The sequence below is a fragment of the Ornithinibacter sp. genome (assembly GCF_035443565.1).
Taxonomy (GTDB): Bacteria; Actinomycetota; Actinomycetes; order Actinomycetales; family Dermatophilaceae; genus Fodinibacter.
Genome location: NZ_DAORSO010000151.1, coordinates 2,273 through 3,672 on the forward strand (window position 1 = coordinate 2,273; position 1,400 = coordinate 3,672).

Sequence of the window (1,400 nt, forward strand, 5' to 3'; positions counted from 1 at the left end):
CCCGGGCCGTCGGTGGCGTCAGCGTGCTCAGGTCAGACCCACCTCGTCGAGCATGGCCAGCGTCTCCTCCAAGGAGTTCAGGGCGTTGAGGTCGATGGCCAGCCCCTTGAGGTCGGCCAGCGGCACGAGGTCGTGCTTGGTCGACGTGATGCCGGCGACGACCGGGTACTCGGCGGTCTCGTCGGCGAAGTACTGCTGCGCCTCGTCGGAGAGCAGGAAGTCGACGGCCTTGGTCGCGGCCTCGGACTGCTGGCTGCCCGCGAGCACGCCCGCGCCGGCCACGTTGATCAGGGCGCCGGGGTCGTTGGCGTCGAGGAAGTGGATCTTGGCGTTGACGGCGTCCGCGCCCTTCTCGGCCACCCGCTCGTACCAGTAGTAGTGGTTGACCAGGCCCAGGGCGACCTGCCCGGAGTCGACGGCGTCGAGCACGAGGATGTTGTTGTCGTAGGCCTTCGGCTCGTTGGCCTTGAAGGCCTCCAGCCAGGCCTTGGCACCCGCTTCACCCTTGCTGACGCGCAGGGCGGTGACGAACGACTGGAACGAGGCGTTGGTCGGAGCAAATCCCACCTTGCCCTTGTACTTCGGGTCAAGGACCGCGTCGACGGTGGTCATGGAGGTGACTTCCGGCGCCTGGGCGGGGTCGTAGGCGATGACGCGCGCCCGGGCGGACGTGGCGACCCACAGCCCGGCGGGGTCGGCGAAGCCTTCCTGGACCTTCGAGGTCGTGGCCTCGGGCAGCGCCTGGAGGCGACCGGCCTTGGCCAGGGCGCCGAGGGCGCCGGCATCCTGGCTGAAGAAGAGGTCGGCCTTGGTGCCCTCGCCCTCCTCGAGGAGCTGCGCGGCCATCTCGCTCGAACCGCCGTAGCGCACCTGGACGTCGACGCCCGTGGCGGTCTCGAGCTTGTCCAGCAGCGGGCCGACCAGGGTCTCGTTGCGGCCCGAGTAGATGACCAGGGCGTCGTCGGACAACGGCTCCTGCGCCCCGTCTCCGGAGTCCTGGCCACACGCAGCCATCGACAGGGCGAGCAGGGCTGCGGCGCTCAGGGTGAGTGCGCGGCGGGCGATCATGGGGTGCTCCTTGGAACGGGACCAGATGTCGGCATCGTATTAGGTAAGGCTTACCTGCTCCAAACCGTGTTCCGCAGGGCGGAATAGGCTCCCGTCGTGGCCACTCCCTCGAACAGCGCCCACGGCCTGCTGCGCAGCGCCGCCTCGTCGATCCTGCGCTGGCTCAGCCGACGCTCCGCAGGCTCGACCTCAACCCCCTCCACACCGGGCACGGTCCCCGGCACGGTGCCGGGGCCGCGCGGCGGTCAGCCACCGCGCGGCGGGCAGGGCTACCCCGGTGACTACCGAGGCCCGCTGACTCCTCACTACTCCCCCAACCCCGACGGCCGGCC

At 70.2% G+C, this 1,400-nt stretch carries 1 protein-coding gene and 1 pseudogene; one reads left to right on the forward strand and one right to left on the reverse strand.

Annotated features, from left to right (window positions below):
• Positions 1–27 precede the first annotated feature (27 nt).
• A complete protein-coding gene (locus tag PLL68_RS12200; protein WP_324534456.1) occupies positions 28–1,068 on the reverse strand; it encodes an extracellular solute-binding protein in 1,041 nt (346 codons plus the stop codon).
• Positions 1,069–1,164: 96 nt separating this feature from the next.
• Between PLL68_RS12200 and PLL68_RS12205 the strand changes: the two are divergent.
• Positions 1,165–1,400, forward strand: a pseudogene (locus PLL68_RS12205) (hypothetical protein); the annotation flags it as partial.

Bases quoted from the DNA above. Each gene is read 5' to 3' on its own strand.
- PLL68_RS12200 (WP_324534456.1), bottom strand. From the start codon at position 1,068: ATGATCGCCCGCCGCGCACTCACCCTGAGCGCCGCAGCCCTGCTCGCC.